Consider the following 15,133-nt stretch of genomic DNA (forward strand, 5'->3'; position numbering starts at 1 on the left):
GATCTTGAATGCAAACGACAACATCCGCGACCAGAGCGGTGCGAGCCGCCGGCCGCTGGGCGACCGGTCCGGTTGGGACGGTGCGTCGAGTCGCGACCAGCCGACCTGAAGTTGCACTCACGTACGATGACGGACCGGACCCGGTGGGAACACCGGCGGTGCTGCAGGCCCTCGCCGATTTCAACGCGACGGCGACATTCTTCGTGCTGGTGAAACGGGCGCGCCGCTACCCGTCACTGCTCGGCGAAATTTTGGCCGGCGGGCATGAGATCGCGCTTCATGGCTTTGATCACACTCGACTCACCAGGCTCACTGCAGAGGACACGCGGCGACGCACGCGCGACGCCCGTACCGAACTCGAGCAGCGGACCGGCCGACGAGTGAAGTGGTTCAGAGCGCCTTATGGAGCAATGCTCTTCCCGCACTGGTTGGAGATCCGCCGGATCGGGCTCATTCCCGTCGCCTGGGGCCCGACGCCGGCCGACTGGCGAGACGTCCCAGAGCCGGAGCTTGCTGAAGAAGGCCTGCTTCGGGCAGCGCCGGGGGAGATCATCCTCTGCCACGACAGCTTCGTGGACGCGGCCGACGGCGGCGAATCCGGGCCAGCCCCGACGTTCGACCGGGGGCGGCTCGCCACGCTCCTGCTGACCGGGCTACGCGAGCGCGGCCTGTCGGGCCGTTCGCTAGGTGAGGTGGCACGCGGCGGCCGGATCGAGCAATGGGCTTGGTTCAAGCGATGACCGCGCCTGACGACCAGGGTCTGCCTTGGCTTTTGTTCCTCGCGGTCAACAGCTGGAACGGCACGGCTCGCACGGATCATCACATCGCCACTCACCTCACGAGCCACGCGCGGATCCTCTGGGTCGATCCGCCGGCCTCGATGGTGACGCCGGCGTCAAACCGGTTTGGTGAGCCTCGCCGAGTGCTGCCGCGGCTGGTCACGGTTGCGCCAAGGGTGACGAGGCTCATGACGGTCGCACCGCCGTTCCATACCAGGCCCGGCATTCGACGCGTGACGCCGATGCTCGTCCGCGCCCAAGTCCGTCACGCCCTGCGGGCACGGCAGATCCGTCCGGTGGCGGCGCTGTCGTTCTCCGCCGGTGATCTGCTCGGTCGGTGGGGCGACAACGTGCTCGACGTCCTCTACGTCACCGATGACTATCTCGCCGGCGCCGACCTGATGGACATCAAGGCGGCGGAGGTTGCCCGGGAAGAAGCCACGGCGCTGGCCCGCGCCGATCTCGTCATCACCGTTTCCCCCGTGCTCGCTGACAAGTGGCGTGGGCTCGGCGCAGACCCCCTGCTCGTGCCCGGTGGCGTGCTGAGCGAGGCGTACTCCGATGTCGATTCAGCACCGCGACCGCCCGACATTGATCTGGCGGGACCCGTCGCGGGCGTCGTCGGTCACATCTCCGAGCGCATCGACATCGGCCTCCTCGAGGAAGTTGTCGCTGCCGGCTGCTCGCTGCTGCTCGTCGGGACAGTGGATCCACAGTGGGAGCCCGTGCGGTTCGACCGGCTACTGAAGCACCCGAGGGTCCGGCACGTCGGACATCGTCCCTTCGCCGAGCTGCCCTCATACCTTCGTCTTATCGATGTGGGGTTGACGCCCTATGTCGACACCGCATTCAACCGCGCCTCGTTCCCACTTAAGACGCTCGAGTACCTCGCGGCGGGCCGACCGGTAGTGAGCACAGATCTTCCTGCGGTGCGCTGGCTCGGCACCGACCTCATCCGGGTCGCCGCCGCCGGCGAGTTCGGCACCGCCGTCCGGCAGGCCACGCTTGAGGCTCGAACGCCCGAGATGCTGGTTCGCCGGCGCCAGTTCGCAGCCGACCATTCGTGGTGTCAGCGGGCCGAGCTGGTCGGCAAGGCGATCGGTTTGTCCGTGGAACAAACCCGACAAAGAGTGCAAGACGGTAGCTTGGGGGAAGCTAGCGGCCGCGCAACCTCAACGGGCTGCGCTCGTGGAACGGGTAATTGACCATGAAATCGGCTCGACCACAGATCACGATCCTTGTCGCCAACCTGCCCGCCGAGCGGGATCGCCGGGTGATCCGGGAGTGCCTCACCCTCGAAGCCCACGGCTGCGACGTCACGGTGATCGCTCCTCGCGGCGACAAGAGGCTCAAGATCCTTCCGGGCAGTCGGAACACTCGCCTGAAGCCATACCCGGTCTTCGTGCAGGGTGGCGGATTCGCCTCGTTCGCGATCGAGTTCGCCTGGTCCTTCGCGTGGATCTCGACGCGTCTGTTCGGCGAGGTGCTACGCGGCCGCGCGCAGGCCGTACAGGTCTGCAACCCGCCTGACATCTACTGGCCGATGGCTCTGGTACTGCGTGCCCTGGGCAGGCCGTGGGTGTTCGACCATCACGACCTCAGCCCAGAGGTCTACGCGACCCGCATGGGCGGCCGGCCCAATCCGCTTGTCTACCGCACATTGGTGGCGCTTGAGTGGTTGACGTTGCGCACCGCGACCGAGGTCGTCGCCACCAACGAGTCATACCGGGAGAACGCGCTGAAGCGAGGCGTCCTCCCGGAGAGGATCACGGTCGTGCGCAACGGGCCCGCCGCTGCCGAGGTAACGGTCGGGGGCCACGATGACCCCGGCGACCGCGGCCAGCGCATCGTCTACCTGGGCGTGCTCGGTCCCCAGGACAACGTCGAGGGCGCCGTCCTGGCGGCGGAGCATCTGGCGCGACTGCGCGGTCGAACCGGCTGGCAGATGGTGATAGCCGGCGACGGCGAGCAGCTGCCCGCGCTCGAGAAGCTCGTCGCCGAGAAGGGGCTGAACGACCTCGTGACGTTCACTGGCTGGCTGGAGGCTGCCGCGGTTGACGAGGTCCTGCGCGGCGCTACCGTGGCGATCCAGCCGGATTTGGCGACCAGGATGAACCAGCTGTCCACGATGGCCAAGACGGTCGAGTATCTGGCCCGCGGTGTGCCGGTTGTGGCCGTCGACCTCATCGAAACTCGACGCACAACCGGAGACGCAGCGGCCTTCGTTCCCACCGGTACGCCCGCCGAGTTCGCCGCGGTCCTCGACACTCTCCTCGACGACGCCCCGGCCCGGCGACGCATGCGAACGATCGCCCTGGCTCGGTTCAATGAACTGCTGTCCTGGGAACACCAGGCGACCGCATACGTTCGGGTATGGGATCGTGTACTGGCCAAGCGTCGCCGCAGGGCTCACATTTCGTCTCACGCCGCAACCGGGACTGTCCCCGCACCCGCCGAACGAACGGCAGGCAAAGCATCGTGACGAGCGTCGTGATCGCGGCCCGCAACGAGGCTGCCGTCCTCGGCCGCTGCCTCGACTCGCTGTTGGCGAACGCCGAGCTTGGGGAGTTCGACATTGTCGTGGTGGCGAACGGCTGCACGGACGACACTGCCCGCATTGCGGCTTCGCGCCGCGACGTGCGCGTCATCGATCGCGTCGAGCCGGGGAAGGCGGGCGCGCTGAACGCCGGAGATGCCGCCGCCCGGGGGTTCCCGCGCTTCTATTTGGATGCCGATGTGGCCCTGACCTCTGCGGATCTGCGCGAGATGGCAGGTGCGGTCAGGGCTCCCACGGCCGGTGGAGCGGGATTGCTCGCAGCGGCGCCGCGGCGCGAGCTCGACCTCAAGGGATCGCCGCTGGCAGTACGCGCCTTCTACGCAATCAACTCGAGGCTGCCCGTCTACCGGGACGGACTGTTCGGACGCGGTGTGATCGCGCTGGCGGAACAGGGACGCGCCCGGTTCACACAGTTCCCGAACATGGTTGCCGACGACCTCTTCCTCGACTCGCTGTTCGCCGCCACGGAGAAGTGCCAGGTGGACCAGGTGACCGCAACAATTTGCACGCCCCGAACCACGCGCGATCTTCTCCGGCGACTCATCCGGGTTCGAGCCGGCAACGCCGCGATGCGCGCCGCAGCAGGTTCGGCCAACGCACCAGCGACTGTCCGTCGGGCAGCGCGGCTGTCGTGGCTGGCCGACGTGGTCCTACCACGTCCTTGGCTGCTGCCCGCCGCCTTGTGCTACGTCACGCTTACGCTGGTCGCGAGTCACCTGGCGCGACAGGTGAATGACGCCCCGACGTCATGGGGCCGGGATGAATCGTCGCGTCAGGTCGTGGCGGCATCGATCTCCGGTGACGGCGATGCCGGGTAAGCCGCTGGTCAACATCTGCTTCCACGGCATCGGTACGCCGAAACGCGACCTGGAACCCGGTGAGGACGCCTACTGGATCGGCGCGGACCAGTACCTTCGGATCCTCGACGAGATAGCAACGTGGCCCTCGGTACAGATCAGCTTCGACGATGGCAACGCGTCCGATATCGAGCTGGGCCTACCAGCGCTGCTCGAACGGGAGCTGACGGCCGACTTTTTCGTGCTCGCCGGACGGCTCGACACCGCCGGTAGCCTCAGCAGCAACGATGTCCGGGAATTGCGCCGACACGGCATGGGCATCGGGACTCACGGTATGTGGCATCGATCCTGGCGTGGTCTGAGCGCCGCCAGACGGTTCGAGGAGTTCGTGACGGCCCGCCAGCGACTCGCCGAGGCGTCGAGGACGGCCGTGGAGATCGCCGCTTGCCCGCTCGGCCGCTACGATCGCCGTGCTTTGAACTCCTTGCGGACGCTGGGCTATCGTCGGGTGTACACCAGCGACAGACGGCGGGCTCGCGCCGGGGCCTGGTTTCAGCCCAGGTTCAGTGTGCGCAATCAGGACACGCCGGAGAATCTGCGAGCCGAAGCCCTGACCGGCCCCGACCTCGCCACCCGCACACGGCGCCGTCTCGCCGCCAGCATCAAGCGTTGGCGGTGAGCGCGAACGCGTGCTGCCATGGATCGACGAGCGGCGACAATGCCGCTCGTCGACCGTTTGTGGCGTAGCGGGCGAGCGCACGTCCCGGGAGATGCGCCATTGCGCGCCGCCAGGCTTCTCATTGCGGCACTTGGTGATGGATGAATCGGTCAGCGGACCCCGACAGGAGGACGATGACGGCACCACATGCGGTGATTCAATGGATCCGGCGTCGCGCGATCGGGGGAGTGATCCTGAGCTTGCTTGTCGTCAGCGGGACGGCAATCCTGATCTTCAAACAAGTTGTCGCACCCGGCTCCGATGATTCCAGCCCAGCCGTCGTGAACGGCAAGGACATCAGCCCGGCAAACACCGGGCACCTCTCCTGGACCGGCGCAACTGGCGAGCGCTGCACCGATGCGACGCTGAAGGTGTATTCGACCAGGGTCAGCGCCAGCCAACTGGGCAACGCCTCCTGCGTGTGGCTGAAAGGCGGCCTTGCCGTGGACACCCCCATCACGCTGACCGCGACGCGCATCGACGCTCAGGTTGAGTCCAGCGGAGCACTGCTCACCCTGAACTGGTCCACGGTAGATGCCACCGACGGGGACTACGCGATCGGAGGCCACGTCAAGGCCTATCGCTGTCAGTTGATCAACGGCAGCGACGGGGTTCGCCTCAACGGCACATCCATCGTCGAGTCGTACATCCGGGTGCGGCAAGAAAGCTCAGCCGACCACAACGACGGCGTCCAGGCGTACCGGGCAAGCGAGGGTGGTGTGATCCTGCGATCCAACATTGACTCAAGGCCTGTCAATGCGCCACGAACTCTGGGCAACGCCGCCATATTCATCGCGGACGACTCGCGCGGAGAGCTGACGATACGTGACAACTGGCTGGCAGGTGGCGAATATACCCTGCGCCTCCACGAATCCGCCACCTACCGTGTCACGGGCAACATCATCACGGGGTATGGATCGTGGCCCGCGTCCAGAGACCGGGCGAGACCCGGCGCTTTCCTCGAGTGGAGGGACAACCTCACCGGTAACGGTACCGAGATCGGGTTCTGACCTCGGAGCCCAGGCAGGGCCGGTTCGCGCAGCGCGCAAAGCTGGCCGCCGTCGGCATCGTGAAGGGCTGCACCGAGCTGGTTCGTCGGCGAAGCCGCTACCCGACCGGGTGGACGGTGTGCGGTCCCGGAACCTCGCGGAGCCTTGCCGGGCTGAGCAGGGCTCGGGTGGCCATGACGCTGGGTTGCCGGCCAAGCGCCGCCCTGGTGGTCTCGCGAAGCAGCAATGCTCCCCAGAAACCGATTGCCGGCAGCACGCCGTGGCGCCGCCGGTAGAGGCGCACCCGGTTGAGGGTGAGTAGCGCCCACAGCTTGGGTGACTGCCGTGAGTCGCCTTCCAGGTGCACCGCGCGGGCCGCCGGGGTGTACCGGGTCGCGAAGCCGGCGTCCCGAGCGCGCAAGGCGAAGTCCGTTTCCTCAGAGTAGAGGAAAAAGCTCTCTTCCCACGGTGCGCAGCGCCGCCAACACTCGGCGCTGATCAGCATCGTGGAACCTTCGGCCCAGTCCGTGACGGCCTCGGTCAGGTAGCGCCCCTCGTCCGTGACCACTTCGCCTAGGGACGGGTACCGACCGGCTCGCCGGGCACCGAGAAAAGCGTCGCCGAGTGTGCGGAGGATGGTGGGCTCGCGCCGCAACGTCGGAATGAGTGTGCCGGCGCCGTCGACGATATGCGGGACCGCGATGCCGGTGCCGGTGGTGTCCAGGGCGGCCAGCAACGTCTCGACGCAGCGCGGTTCCAGCCGGACGTCGGGGTTGAGCACCAGCACCGCGGTGAACGGCGGTGCGGCGGCTACTGCCGCGTTGATACCGGCGGCGTAGCCAGCGTTGCGCCCCATCTCGACCACGGTCGCGTCGGAGGCCAGACGGCGCAGGGTGGCAACGGTCCCGTCGGCGGACGCGTTGTCTGCGATCGTCAGGTGCCAGGACAGCCCGCGCAGCCCCGGGCCCAGCGCGGTAAGGAACTCGGGTAGCAGGCGCTCACTGTTGTAGGTCACCACGACAACGGCAACCGTTACCTCGGAAACGCTCATCACATGCTCCCAACCGTGAGATTCCGCATGTCACCGCTCCTGCAGTCGGGAGCGCAGACCGCGAAGGAATCGGCCCGTGTGACCGGTGCGGAGCCGATCACCGACGGCACCTGTGCGCACGGAGCGCGCCAGCGCAGACTGTGCCCGGCGCGCGGTCGCCACGGCGCGCGACCTGCCGACGCGCCCCTCGGCCACCGGCAACTCGTCGTTCTTCAGCCGGTGCTTGTAGTGCGCCTCGGACTTGCCAAGATCGATGTGCTCGATGCCGTCGGCTGCGCCGGCTTCCGCCATCCGCAGACAGAGCAGAATGCCGGCCGAGTACCGCGAAAGGTCCACGTCGTACGACGGGAACCAGTACGCGAGGACGGAGCGGCTCCGCAGCCCCAGGTGCCCCGCGACGAGCCGGTCACCCGCGTAGATCGTCGAGACAACGGTCCGACAGTCGGGCGAGGACGAATGGCGCAGTTCCTCCAGCACCGCCTGGATCCACGGCGTGCTGAACCGGTCGTACTGCTGCGTCCTGCGGTATTGAGCCGACTTCCAGCGCCGGAGCGCGAGCATCGCGCCGTCACCGCGGTCCTCCCACTCGAACCGTTCCTCCCCCACCTCGCGCGCTAGCCGGCGCTGTTTGCGCAGCGCCTGGCGGATCAGATTGCCGTCGGTCATGCGGTCGTCGACGTAGCTCTGGTAGCTCTTCGACACGTCGATGATGGGCGATCCGGCCAGACGAGCGTGGTACGGCGTGAAGGGCACCTGGTCAGCCATCAGATGATCGAACTCCCACACGGCAAGCCGGCACGCCTTCAACAGCCCGACCGGATCCCAGTCCAGGCCGGGACGGTGTACAAGGCCCTGACAGTCGGATACACCGAAGCCGATCGGCACACCGACGACTCCATGCCGCACCTCGTAGGGAAAGAAGCCGACGATTTCCGAGCCATCCTCCAGAACCGCCACCCGCGCGGTGGGGCGGTTACGACCGACCGCGAGGGTGAATTCCGGTGCGAGGAAGGGATTGCGCAGCCTCGGCAGGGACTCCTGCATCTGGCGCCACTCGGCGACCTCAGCCGGACCGAGCTCGCTCGGACGGACAATGGAGATCTGCATCAGATCAGCTGTCTTCGCAGGTGCCTCGCGGGCGGCCCAGGGCCCGGTACTCCCAACCCGCCGCGCGCCATTGTGCCGGGTTTAGGGCGTGCCGGCCGTCGACGATCCGCCGCTTCGCCACCACGGAGCCCAGCGCCACCGGGTCGATCTCCCGGAATTGCGACCACTCGGTCAGCAGCACAACCACATCCGCATCCGTTGCCACATCGAGTGCACTTTCACCGTATTCGAGTGCCGGATATGCCCGCCGGGCATTATCCATGGCGGCCGGGTCGAAAACCCGCACCCGTGCCCCCGCCTGGTGCAGGGTGCTCGCGACATCGAGAGCGGGCGCGTCCCGAATGTCATCGGAGTCAGGCTTGAATGCCGCACCCAGCGCCGCCACCCGAACACCGCGAAGGTCACCGGCGACCTCACGTACCAGATCCACCATGCGCTCCCGCCGGCGCTGGTTGATTGCGTCCATCTCCCGAAGGAAGGCCACTGCCTGCCCCACCCCCAGTTGTTCGGCCCGATGCACGAATGAGCGGATGTCCTTGGGCAGGCATCCGCCACCGAAGCCCAAGCCGGGTCGAAGGAACCGGCTGCCGATCCGATCGTCGAGACCGAGCGCCAAGGCCAGGTCCTGGACGTCCGCGCCGCTGGCCTCACACACTTCGGCCATTGCGTTGATGTACGAGATCTTGGTGGCCAGGAAGCCGTTTGCGGCAACCTTGACCAGCTCTGCGGTCTGCGGATCCGTCACCAGTACCGGGCTGCCCTGGCCGATCATGGGGGCGAACACCTCGCGCAACCGCTGCTCGGCCCACCGCGAGGCAACGCCGAACACCAATCGGTCCGGGCGCATCGTGTCATCGACGGCGAACCCCTCGCGGAGGAACTCCGGGTTCCAGGCCAACTCCACCCTGTCTCCAGCCGGTGCCACAGACTTCATCACTTCGGCAAGTCGCGCCGCCGTGCCCACTGGCACCGTCGACTTGCCTACAACCAGCGCTCGGCGCCGAAGGTTACGGGCGAGCGTGGTCACCGCGGCGTCGACATAGCTCAGGTCGGCGGCAAACGAGCCGGGCAGTTGCGGCGTTCCCACACAGACGAAGTGGACGTCGCCGAACTCGGCCACCTCTTCCAACGACGTCGTGAAGCGCAACCGACCCGAGTCCAACGCCTTGACGAGCAACTCGGGCAGCCCAGGCTCGAAGAACGGCACCTCACCCGCGGCCAAGCGCTCGATCTTTCCGGCGTCGACATCGGCTCCGAGCACCTCGTAGCCGAGCGCGGCCATGCACACCGCGTGCGTGGCCCCCAGGTAGCCGGTGCCGATGACGGTGAGCTTGGGGCCACTGACATCGACCGGTTCGGTGAATCCGGTTTCCATGACTTCCTCCAAACGGATCTGGACCAACCGCTAACGCCCGCGCATCTGTTGTGGATGACAGAGGCGGCGCTGTCAGTAGGCTCCGGAACTTCTGACGACGGCGCTCAAAGTGCGGAACAAGATCACCATGTCCATCGTCAACGACCAGTTCTCCACGTACGACAGGTCGAGCCGGATGGACTCCTCCCACGACAGGTCGGAGCGGCCGGAGACCTGCCACAGCCCGGTCAGGCCGGGCTTGACCACCAGGCGGCGGCGCATGTCCGACGGATAGTTGGCGACCTCGCGCTCCAGCGGCGGCCGAGGTCCGACCAACGACATGTCGCTCTTGAGTACGTTGACGAGCTGCGGCAGCTCGTCCAGCGACAGCCGGCGCAGCCAGCGCCCGACCGGGGTCACCCGAGGATCGTGGCGCATCTTGAACAGCTCGCCGTCGGTCTCGTTGCGGTCGAGCAGCTCCACCATGCGGTCTTCGGCGTCCACGTACATCGTCCGGAACTTGTAGATGACGAACGGTTGGCCGTTCCTGCCCACCCGTTCCTGCCGGAAGATCACGGGACCACCGGCACCCGGGCTCAGCCGGATCAGCAGGGCGATCGCCAGCAGCAGCGGGGCGGCGAGAATCAGCAGCAGCAGCGCCGACACATGGTCGAAGACCGTCTTCACGACCCGCCGGCCGCCCTTGAGACGAGGGTGCTCGACGTGCAGCATCGGCAACCCGTCCACCGGCCGGACGGTGGTGCGGTCGCCGGCCACATCGACGAGACTGCTGGCGACGACGAGATCGACGTCGTCGCGTTCCAGTTGCCACGCCAACCGACGCAGGGCGGTCCCCGCGATCTCAGGGCAGGAGAGTACGACGATGGTGTCAGCGCCTGCCCTACTGACGGCATTCGACACGTCCTCGAACGTGCCGAGGACCGGCGGCAGCGAGCCATCGCGAGGCGACTCGTCCGGGCGGCGCGGCAGGCAGGCGCCGACCACGCCGAGTCCGTGGAAGCGCTCGCGGCGCAACCTTCTGGCCATTTCGGCGACGGCGAACTCGTGCCCGACCAGAATCACCCGGTGCAAGCGTTGACCGCGTGCCCACGAGCGGTGCAGGCGCTGACGGAGGAGGTACCGCAACCCGACGCCGGCGAGGATGACCAGTGGCATCGCCATGATCACGTAGCCTCTGGCGAGTCGGAATTCGAACGCATACGAAACAATTGCCACGGTGGCGGTAAGAGCGAGACCCGATCGAAACACCCGAGCGTACTCATCATTCCCGACGAAAAGATGGCGTCGTTCATATGCGCGGTTCAGGGTCAGAGCGACCATCCAGGCGAATGGCAGAGCAACGGTGAGCCAGAGATGGACGCGGTTGTACGGCGCGGCGGTCTGGGGACCGAATCGAAGGCCCATGGCTGCGGCCGCCGACGTAAGTCCCACCAGAAGGTCGACCAGACACAGTGTGACGACGTAACGGAACTGCCAGCCACTCCGCGGCCGCCCAGCTGGATCCGTCGGCGTTGTCGAGCCGTTTCGGATGGCTGTACGGTCGAGAACCGCTGTGAGGTCAACCGACTGCACTCCGTCCTCCATTTGCGCACGTCGATAAACCACCCGTCGTACGGATGGTGATCTCGGATCGAGATGATGTGGTACACGCGAAAACTGCGCTTCCTGGAGGAAGGCTCCAGGAAGCGCGTGCGAGACAGACCGGGGCTCGACGAGGATGTCGCTCCAGGCCCGCTCCGCCAGCATAGTTCCCGGTTTTGAGCTCTGCGTCCCAATCGACAACGTTGGCGGCTAAACGCGCCGGATAGGGAGATTGTCCTGGTTTACCCAGTGGGCCCCCCAGCTGCCGCCTACCATCCTTGGCGGCGGTCGTGCACCCGGGTTGCAGGAGGTGTCAGAAAGTGCCGGTGCCGGGCGCGTGAGGCTCCACCCGTAGCAGCGGCACGGAAAACTACCTTCGCTCGAGGAAGGGTGCTGTGCCTGAATCCAGGCTGGCCACGAATGACCGGCAGGTTTCGTAGTCGGGCAGCAGTCCGGATTCGGCTGCCTGAGCGAGGCTCGGCGCGGCGGCGTCGCGGGTGGACAGCAGCGGCGCCTCCGTCGGCCAGTCGATCTCTAGTTGCGGGTCGAGGGGGTGCACGGCGTGCTCGGCCCCAGGGTTGTAGGTGGTGGAGCAGAGGTAGCTGAGAGTGGCGTCGTCGGTGAGCGCGCAGAAGCCGTGCCCGAGGCCTTCGGCGAGGTAGACGGCGCGGCGGTCGACGTCGTCGAGGCGGATGGACTCCCACTGGGCGAAGGTCGGTGAGCCCGTCCGGAGGTCGACGACCATGTCGATGACCGCTCCGCGTACGCAGGTGACGTATTTGGCTTGGCCGGGTGGCACGTCGGCGAAGTGGATGCCACGGACCACGCCGCGGGCCGAGACGGAGAGGTTGGCCTGGGCGAGCCGCAGCGGGTGTCCGACCGCGGCGGCGAGCCGGTCGAAGCGGTACCACTCGGTGAACAGTCCGCGTGGGTCGCCGTGTTGCTGGGGGGTGATCTCCCAGCCCCCGTCGATGCTCAGCGGCCGGATCTTCATCCCCGCACATCCCCGTCCTGCTGCTGGTCGAGCAGGCCGAGCAGGTAGGTGCCGTATCCGCTCCTGGTCAGCGGTTCGGCCAGGGTGCGTAGTTGCTCGTCGGTGATGAGGCCGGCCCGCCAGACCACCTCTTCGATGCATCCGATCTTCAGGCCCTGGCGTTCCTCGATGACCCGGACGAACTCGGCGGCCTGCATCATGGAGGTGACGGTGCCGGTGTCCAGCCAGGCGGTGCCCCGGTCCAGCACGGTCACGGACAGCTCACCCAGTTCCCGGTAGTGCTCGTTGACCGCGGTGATCTCCAGCTCGCCCCGGCCACTGGGGGTGAGTTTGCCGGCGATGTCGACCACCCGGTTGTCGTAGAAGTAGAGACCGGGCACCGCGTAGCGGGAGCGGGGGCGGGCAGGTTTCTCCTCGATCGACAGCACCCGACCGGCCGCGTCGAAGTCCACCACCCCGTACGCGGCGGGGTTGGCCACCGGGTAGGCGAAGATCCGCCCACCCACCAGCCCGCCGTGGCCGGCGAGCTGCCGGCCCAGGCCGACGCCGTGGAAGATGTTGTCGCCCAGGATCAGTGCCACGGACTCGGCGCCGATGAAGTCCGCGCCGACGAGGAAGACCTGCGCGATCCCCTCCGGCCGGGCCTGCACGGCGTATTCCAGCCGCAGCCCGAACTGGCCGCCGTCACCGAGCAGGCGGCGAAACTGGTCCTGATCCTCCGGCGTGGTGACGACCAGGATCTCCCGCACCCCCGCCATGACCAGGGTGGACAGCGGGTAGTAGATCATCGGCTTGTCGAAGACCGGCATCAGCTGCTTGGACACCGCACGAGTCAGCGGCCACAAGCGAGTCCCAGTACCGCCAGCAAGAAGAATTCCGCGCATGGCGGGAGGCTACCTGCGGAAACACCCGGTTGGTGTCGCAATGCGGCGATATGGCTACCGAACGTCGCGTAGACTCCAGTACCCGTGAGGATCCTCGTCACCGGCGGAGCCGGGTTTATCGGGTCTGAGTACGTGCGGATGCTGCTGAATGCGCCGGGGAGCTTCCCGGCCGACCCGCACCTCGAACCCACCGCGGTCACCGTGCTGGACAAGCTGACCTACTCCGGAAACCTGCAAAACCTCGCACCGGTGCGCGACGATCCGCGGCTGCGGTTCGTGCGGGGCGACATCTGCGACCCGGCGCTCGTCGACGAGGTCGTTGCCGGTCATGACGTGATCGTGCACTTCGCCGCCGAGTCCCACGTGGACCGCTCCATCGCCGGGGCCGCCCCGTTCGTCACCACCAACGTGCTCGGCACCCAGACCCTGCTCGACGCCGCCCTGCGCCACGGAACCCACCGGTTCGTGCACGTCTCCACCGACGAGGTGTACGGATCCATCGACGAAGGCTCCTGGACAGAGACCTGGCCGCTGTCACCGAACTCCCCCTACTCCGCCTCCAAAGCCAGCTCCGACCTACTCGCCCTGGCCTACCACCGCACCCACGGCATGAACGTCGTGATCACCCGCTGCTCCAACAACTACGGGCCCTACCAGTACCCCGAAAAAGTCATCCCCCTGTTCGTCACCAACCTGCTCGACGGCGCCACCGTGCCCCTCTACGGCGACGGCGGCAACACCCGAGACTGGCTGCACGTCCACGACCACTGCATCGGCATCGCACTAGCCCTCCAGAAGGGCCGCGCCGGGGAGGTCTACCACATCGGCGGCGGCACCGAACTCACCAACAAAGAACTCACCGCCCGGCTCCTCGAAGCCTGCGACGCCGGCTGGGACCGGGTCGTGCCGGTCGCCGACCGCAAGGGCCACGACCGCCGCTACTCCCTCGACATCACCAAAACCAGAAACGAACTCGGGTACACGCCGAGCATCGACCTCGACCACGGCCTCGCGCAGACCATGCAGTGGTACCGAGACAACCGAGCCTGGTGGGAACCACTCAAAGCCGGCGCCAAGCTGGGCATCACTGCATGAGCCGGCTGCTCATCACCGGCGCCGGCGGCATGCTCGGACGAGACCTCCTCGCCGTCCTACGCACCCGAGACGACCTGTCCGTCACCGCCACCACCCGCACCGAACTCGACATCACCAACCCCGACGCCGTCCGCGCCGCCGTCACCGGCCACGACCTCGTCATCAACACCGCAGCATGGACCAACGTCGACGCCGCCGAGACCCAGGAAGAGGCCGCCACCGCCGTCAACGGCAACGCCGTCGCCCACCTCGCCACAGCCTGCGCCACCACCAACGCGCGGATGATCCACATCTCCACCGACTACGTCTTCCCCGGCGACGCCACCCAGCCATACCCCGAAGACGCCCCCACCTCCCCCATCAACGCCTACGGACGCAGCAAACTCGCCGGCGAACTCGCCATCACCCAACTCCTCCCCCACACCGGCTACATCGTGCGCACCGCCTGGCTCTACGGCCAACACGGACCCAACTTCATCACCACCATCCTCCGGCTGGCCCACGAACGCCAGTGGCTCGACGTGGTCAACGACCAGCGAGGCCAACCCACCTGGACCTACCATCTGGCCGAACAACTCCTCGCGCTGACCGGCACGGCCCTCGCCGACCACGCCCCACCAGGCATCTACCACGGCACCTGCTCGGGACAGACCACCTGGTACGACCTCGCCCGCGCCGCGTTCAACCTGCGCGGCCTCAACCCCGACCGCATCCGGCCCACCACCAGCGACCGGTACCCCCGCCCAGCACCCCGCCCGGCCTACAGCGTCCTGGCCCACCAACGCTGGACCGCCGCCGGCCTGCAACCCCTGCCGGACTGGCACGCAGCCCTGGCCCAGGCACTGGCGCCCTCTGCGTCCCACATGGACAGCGAAACCTCGCCTCCGTCACAGTCAGCGCGATCGTCAAGTCAAGAGGGCAACCTCAAGGCAGCGAATCTGGCAATGACCAACCCGCCCCGCCGATAGGACCCGTCGGATGTCAACGCGCTGCGCAACCGCCTCGTAGACGGCGAGGAATCCTGGGGGGCCAGGCGTCGACAAGCCCGCGCCGGCTGGCTGTCAGAGACGTTCCCGAACCTCGCGGAGATGTCCGTCATCGACCTCGGCGGTCGCGTGGACACCTGGACCAGAGCAGCCGTCCGGCCCGCGCACATACACGTGGTCAACCTGGAGCCGCCGCCCGCCGACCTTCCCGCGTGGGCCG

General features: G+C 67.2%; 14 protein-coding genes. 8 read left to right on the forward strand and 6 right to left on the reverse strand.

Annotated features, from left to right (window positions below; genetic code table 11):
* Positions 1-8 precede the first annotated feature (8 nt).
* The 6 genes from OG799_RS13125 to OG799_RS13150 all read left to right on the forward strand — a co-directional run bounded on the left by OG799_RS13125 (position 9) and on the right by OG799_RS13150 (position 5,861).
* Positions 9-740, forward strand: a complete 732-nt coding sequence (locus OG799_RS13125; RefSeq protein ID WP_406045315.1) for a polysaccharide deacetylase family protein — start codon at positions 9-11, stop codon at positions 738-740.
* Positions 737-1,984, forward strand: a complete 1,248-nt coding sequence (locus tag OG799_RS13130; protein WP_406045316.1) for a glycosyltransferase — start codon at positions 737-739, stop codon at positions 1,982-1,984. The genes OG799_RS13125 and OG799_RS13130 overlap by 4 nt, the downstream gene beginning before the upstream one ends.
* 2 nt (positions 1,985-1,986) lie before the next feature.
* Positions 1,987-3,261: a glycosyltransferase family 4 protein gene (locus OG799_RS13135; RefSeq protein WP_406046276.1), complete on the forward strand. Its 1,275-nt coding sequence runs from the start codon at positions 1,987-1,989 to the stop codon at positions 3,259-3,261.
* Positions 3,258-4,154 (forward strand): glycosyltransferase family 2 protein, encoded by an 897-nt coding sequence (locus OG799_RS13140; protein WP_406045317.1) that lies wholly within the window; start codon positions 3,258-3,260, stop codon positions 4,152-4,154. The genes OG799_RS13135 and OG799_RS13140 overlap by 4 nt, the downstream gene beginning before the upstream one ends.
* Positions 4,144-4,812 (forward strand): polysaccharide deacetylase family protein, encoded by a 669-nt coding sequence (locus tag OG799_RS13145; protein ID WP_406046277.1) that lies wholly within the window; start codon positions 4,144-4,146, stop codon positions 4,810-4,812. The genes OG799_RS13140 and OG799_RS13145 overlap by 11 nt, the downstream gene beginning before the upstream one ends.
* 173 nt (positions 4,813-4,985) lie before the next feature.
* Positions 4,986-5,861 carry a hypothetical protein gene (locus tag OG799_RS13150; protein WP_406045318.1) on the forward strand — a complete coding sequence of 292 codons (876 nt, stop codon included), beginning with the start codon at positions 4,986-4,988 and terminating at the stop codon, positions 5,859-5,861.
* A gap of 97 nt (positions 5,862-5,958) precedes the next feature.
* On the opposite strand, the gene OG799_RS13155 is transcribed toward OG799_RS13150, so the two are convergent.
* The 6 genes from OG799_RS13155 to rfbA all read right to left on the reverse strand — a co-directional run bounded on the left by OG799_RS13155 (position 5,959) and on the right by rfbA (position 12,832).
* Positions 5,959-6,891 carry a glycosyltransferase gene (locus tag OG799_RS13155; protein WP_406045319.1) on the reverse strand — a complete coding sequence of 311 codons (933 nt, stop codon included), beginning with the start codon at positions 6,889-6,891 and terminating at the stop codon, positions 5,959-5,961.
* Between the two features lie 30 nt (positions 6,892-6,921).
* The gene (locus OG799_RS13160; RefSeq protein WP_406045320.1) at positions 6,922-7,998 is read right to left on the reverse strand and encodes a GNAT family N-acetyltransferase; all 1,077 of its coding nucleotides are present in this window, start codon (positions 7,996-7,998) and stop codon (positions 6,922-6,924) included.
* A 4-nt stretch (positions 7,999-8,002) separates the two neighbouring features.
* Complete coding sequence (locus OG799_RS13165; protein ID WP_406045321.1) at positions 8,003-9,373, reverse strand: UDP-glucose dehydrogenase family protein; 1,371 nt, start codon at positions 9,371-9,373, stop codon at positions 8,003-8,005.
* A gap of 72 nt (positions 9,374-9,445) precedes the next feature.
* Entirely contained in the window at positions 9,446-10,957 is a 1,512-nt protein-coding gene (locus OG799_RS13170; RefSeq protein ID WP_406045322.1) for a sugar transferase, read from the reverse strand.
* 367 nt (positions 10,958-11,324) lie between these two features.
* Positions 11,325-11,948 carry a dTDP-4-dehydrorhamnose 3,5-epimerase family protein gene (locus OG799_RS13175; RefSeq protein ID WP_406045323.1) on the reverse strand — a complete coding sequence of 208 codons (624 nt, stop codon included), beginning with the start codon at positions 11,946-11,948 and terminating at the stop codon, positions 11,325-11,327.
* Positions 11,945-12,832, reverse strand: a complete 888-nt coding sequence (gene rfbA, locus OG799_RS13180) for a glucose-1-phosphate thymidylyltransferase RfbA (protein ID WP_406045324.1) — start codon at positions 12,830-12,832, stop codon at positions 11,945-11,947. Before rfbA ends, OG799_RS13175 begins: the two co-directional genes overlap by 4 nt.
* Before the next feature lie 84 nt (positions 12,833-12,916).
* On the opposite strand from rfbA, the gene rfbB reads away from it, so the two are divergent.
* Positions 12,917-13,927 (forward strand): dTDP-glucose 4,6-dehydratase, encoded by a 1,011-nt coding sequence (gene rfbB / locus OG799_RS13185; RefSeq protein ID WP_406045325.1) that lies wholly within the window; start codon positions 12,917-12,919, stop codon positions 13,925-13,927.
* Complete coding sequence (rfbD, locus tag OG799_RS13190) at positions 13,924-14,895, forward strand: dTDP-4-dehydrorhamnose reductase (protein ID WP_406045326.1); 972 nt, start codon at positions 13,924-13,926, stop codon at positions 14,893-14,895. The genes rfbB and rfbD overlap by 4 nt, the downstream gene beginning before the upstream one ends.
* Positions 14,896-15,133 lie beyond the last annotated feature (238 nt).

Source organism: Micromonospora sp. NBC_00898 (genome assembly GCF_045207895.1).
In the GTDB taxonomy this organism is placed as follows: Bacteria; Actinomycetota; Actinomycetes; order Mycobacteriales; family Micromonosporaceae; genus Micromonospora.

Coding starts and splice junctions, on each gene's coding strand:
- OG799_RS13125 (WP_406045315.1), top strand. CDS start 9: ATGCAAACGACAACATCCGCGACCAGAGCGGTGCGAGCCGCCGGCCGC.
- OG799_RS13130 (WP_406045316.1), top strand. CDS start 737: ATGACCGCGCCTGACGACCAGGGTCTGCCTTGGCTTTTGTTCCTCGCG.
- OG799_RS13135 (WP_406046276.1), top strand. CDS start 1,987: ATGAAATCGGCTCGACCACAGATCACGATCCTTGTCGCCAACCTGCCC.
- OG799_RS13145 (WP_406046277.1), top strand. CDS start 4,144: ATGCCGGGTAAGCCGCTGGTCAACATCTGCTTCCACGGCATCGGTACG.
- OG799_RS13150 (WP_406045318.1), top strand. CDS start 4,986: ATGACGGCACCACATGCGGTGATTCAATGGATCCGGCGTCGCGCGATC.
- OG799_RS13155 (WP_406045319.1), bottom strand. CDS start 6,891: ATGAGCGTTTCCGAGGTAACGGTTGCCGTTGTCGTGGTGACCTACAAC.
- OG799_RS13160 (WP_406045320.1), bottom strand. CDS start 7,998: ATGCAGATCTCCATTGTCCGTCCGAGCGAGCTCGGTCCGGCTGAGGTC.
- OG799_RS13165 (WP_406045321.1), bottom strand. CDS start 9,373: ATGGAAACCGGATTCACCGAACCGGTCGATGTCAGTGGCCCCAAGCTC.
- OG799_RS13170 (WP_406045322.1), bottom strand. CDS start 10,957: ATGGAGGACGGAGTGCAGTCGGTTGACCTCACAGCGGTTCTCGACCGT.
- OG799_RS13175 (WP_406045323.1), bottom strand. CDS start 11,948: ATGAAGATCCGGCCGCTGAGCATCGACGGGGGCTGGGAGATCACCCCC.
- rfbA (WP_406045324.1), bottom strand. CDS start 12,832: ATGCGCGGAATTCTTCTTGCTGGCGGTACTGGGACTCGCTTGTGGCCG.
- rfbD (WP_406045326.1), top strand. CDS start 13,924: ATGAGCCGGCTGCTCATCACCGGCGCCGGCGGCATGCTCGGACGAGAC.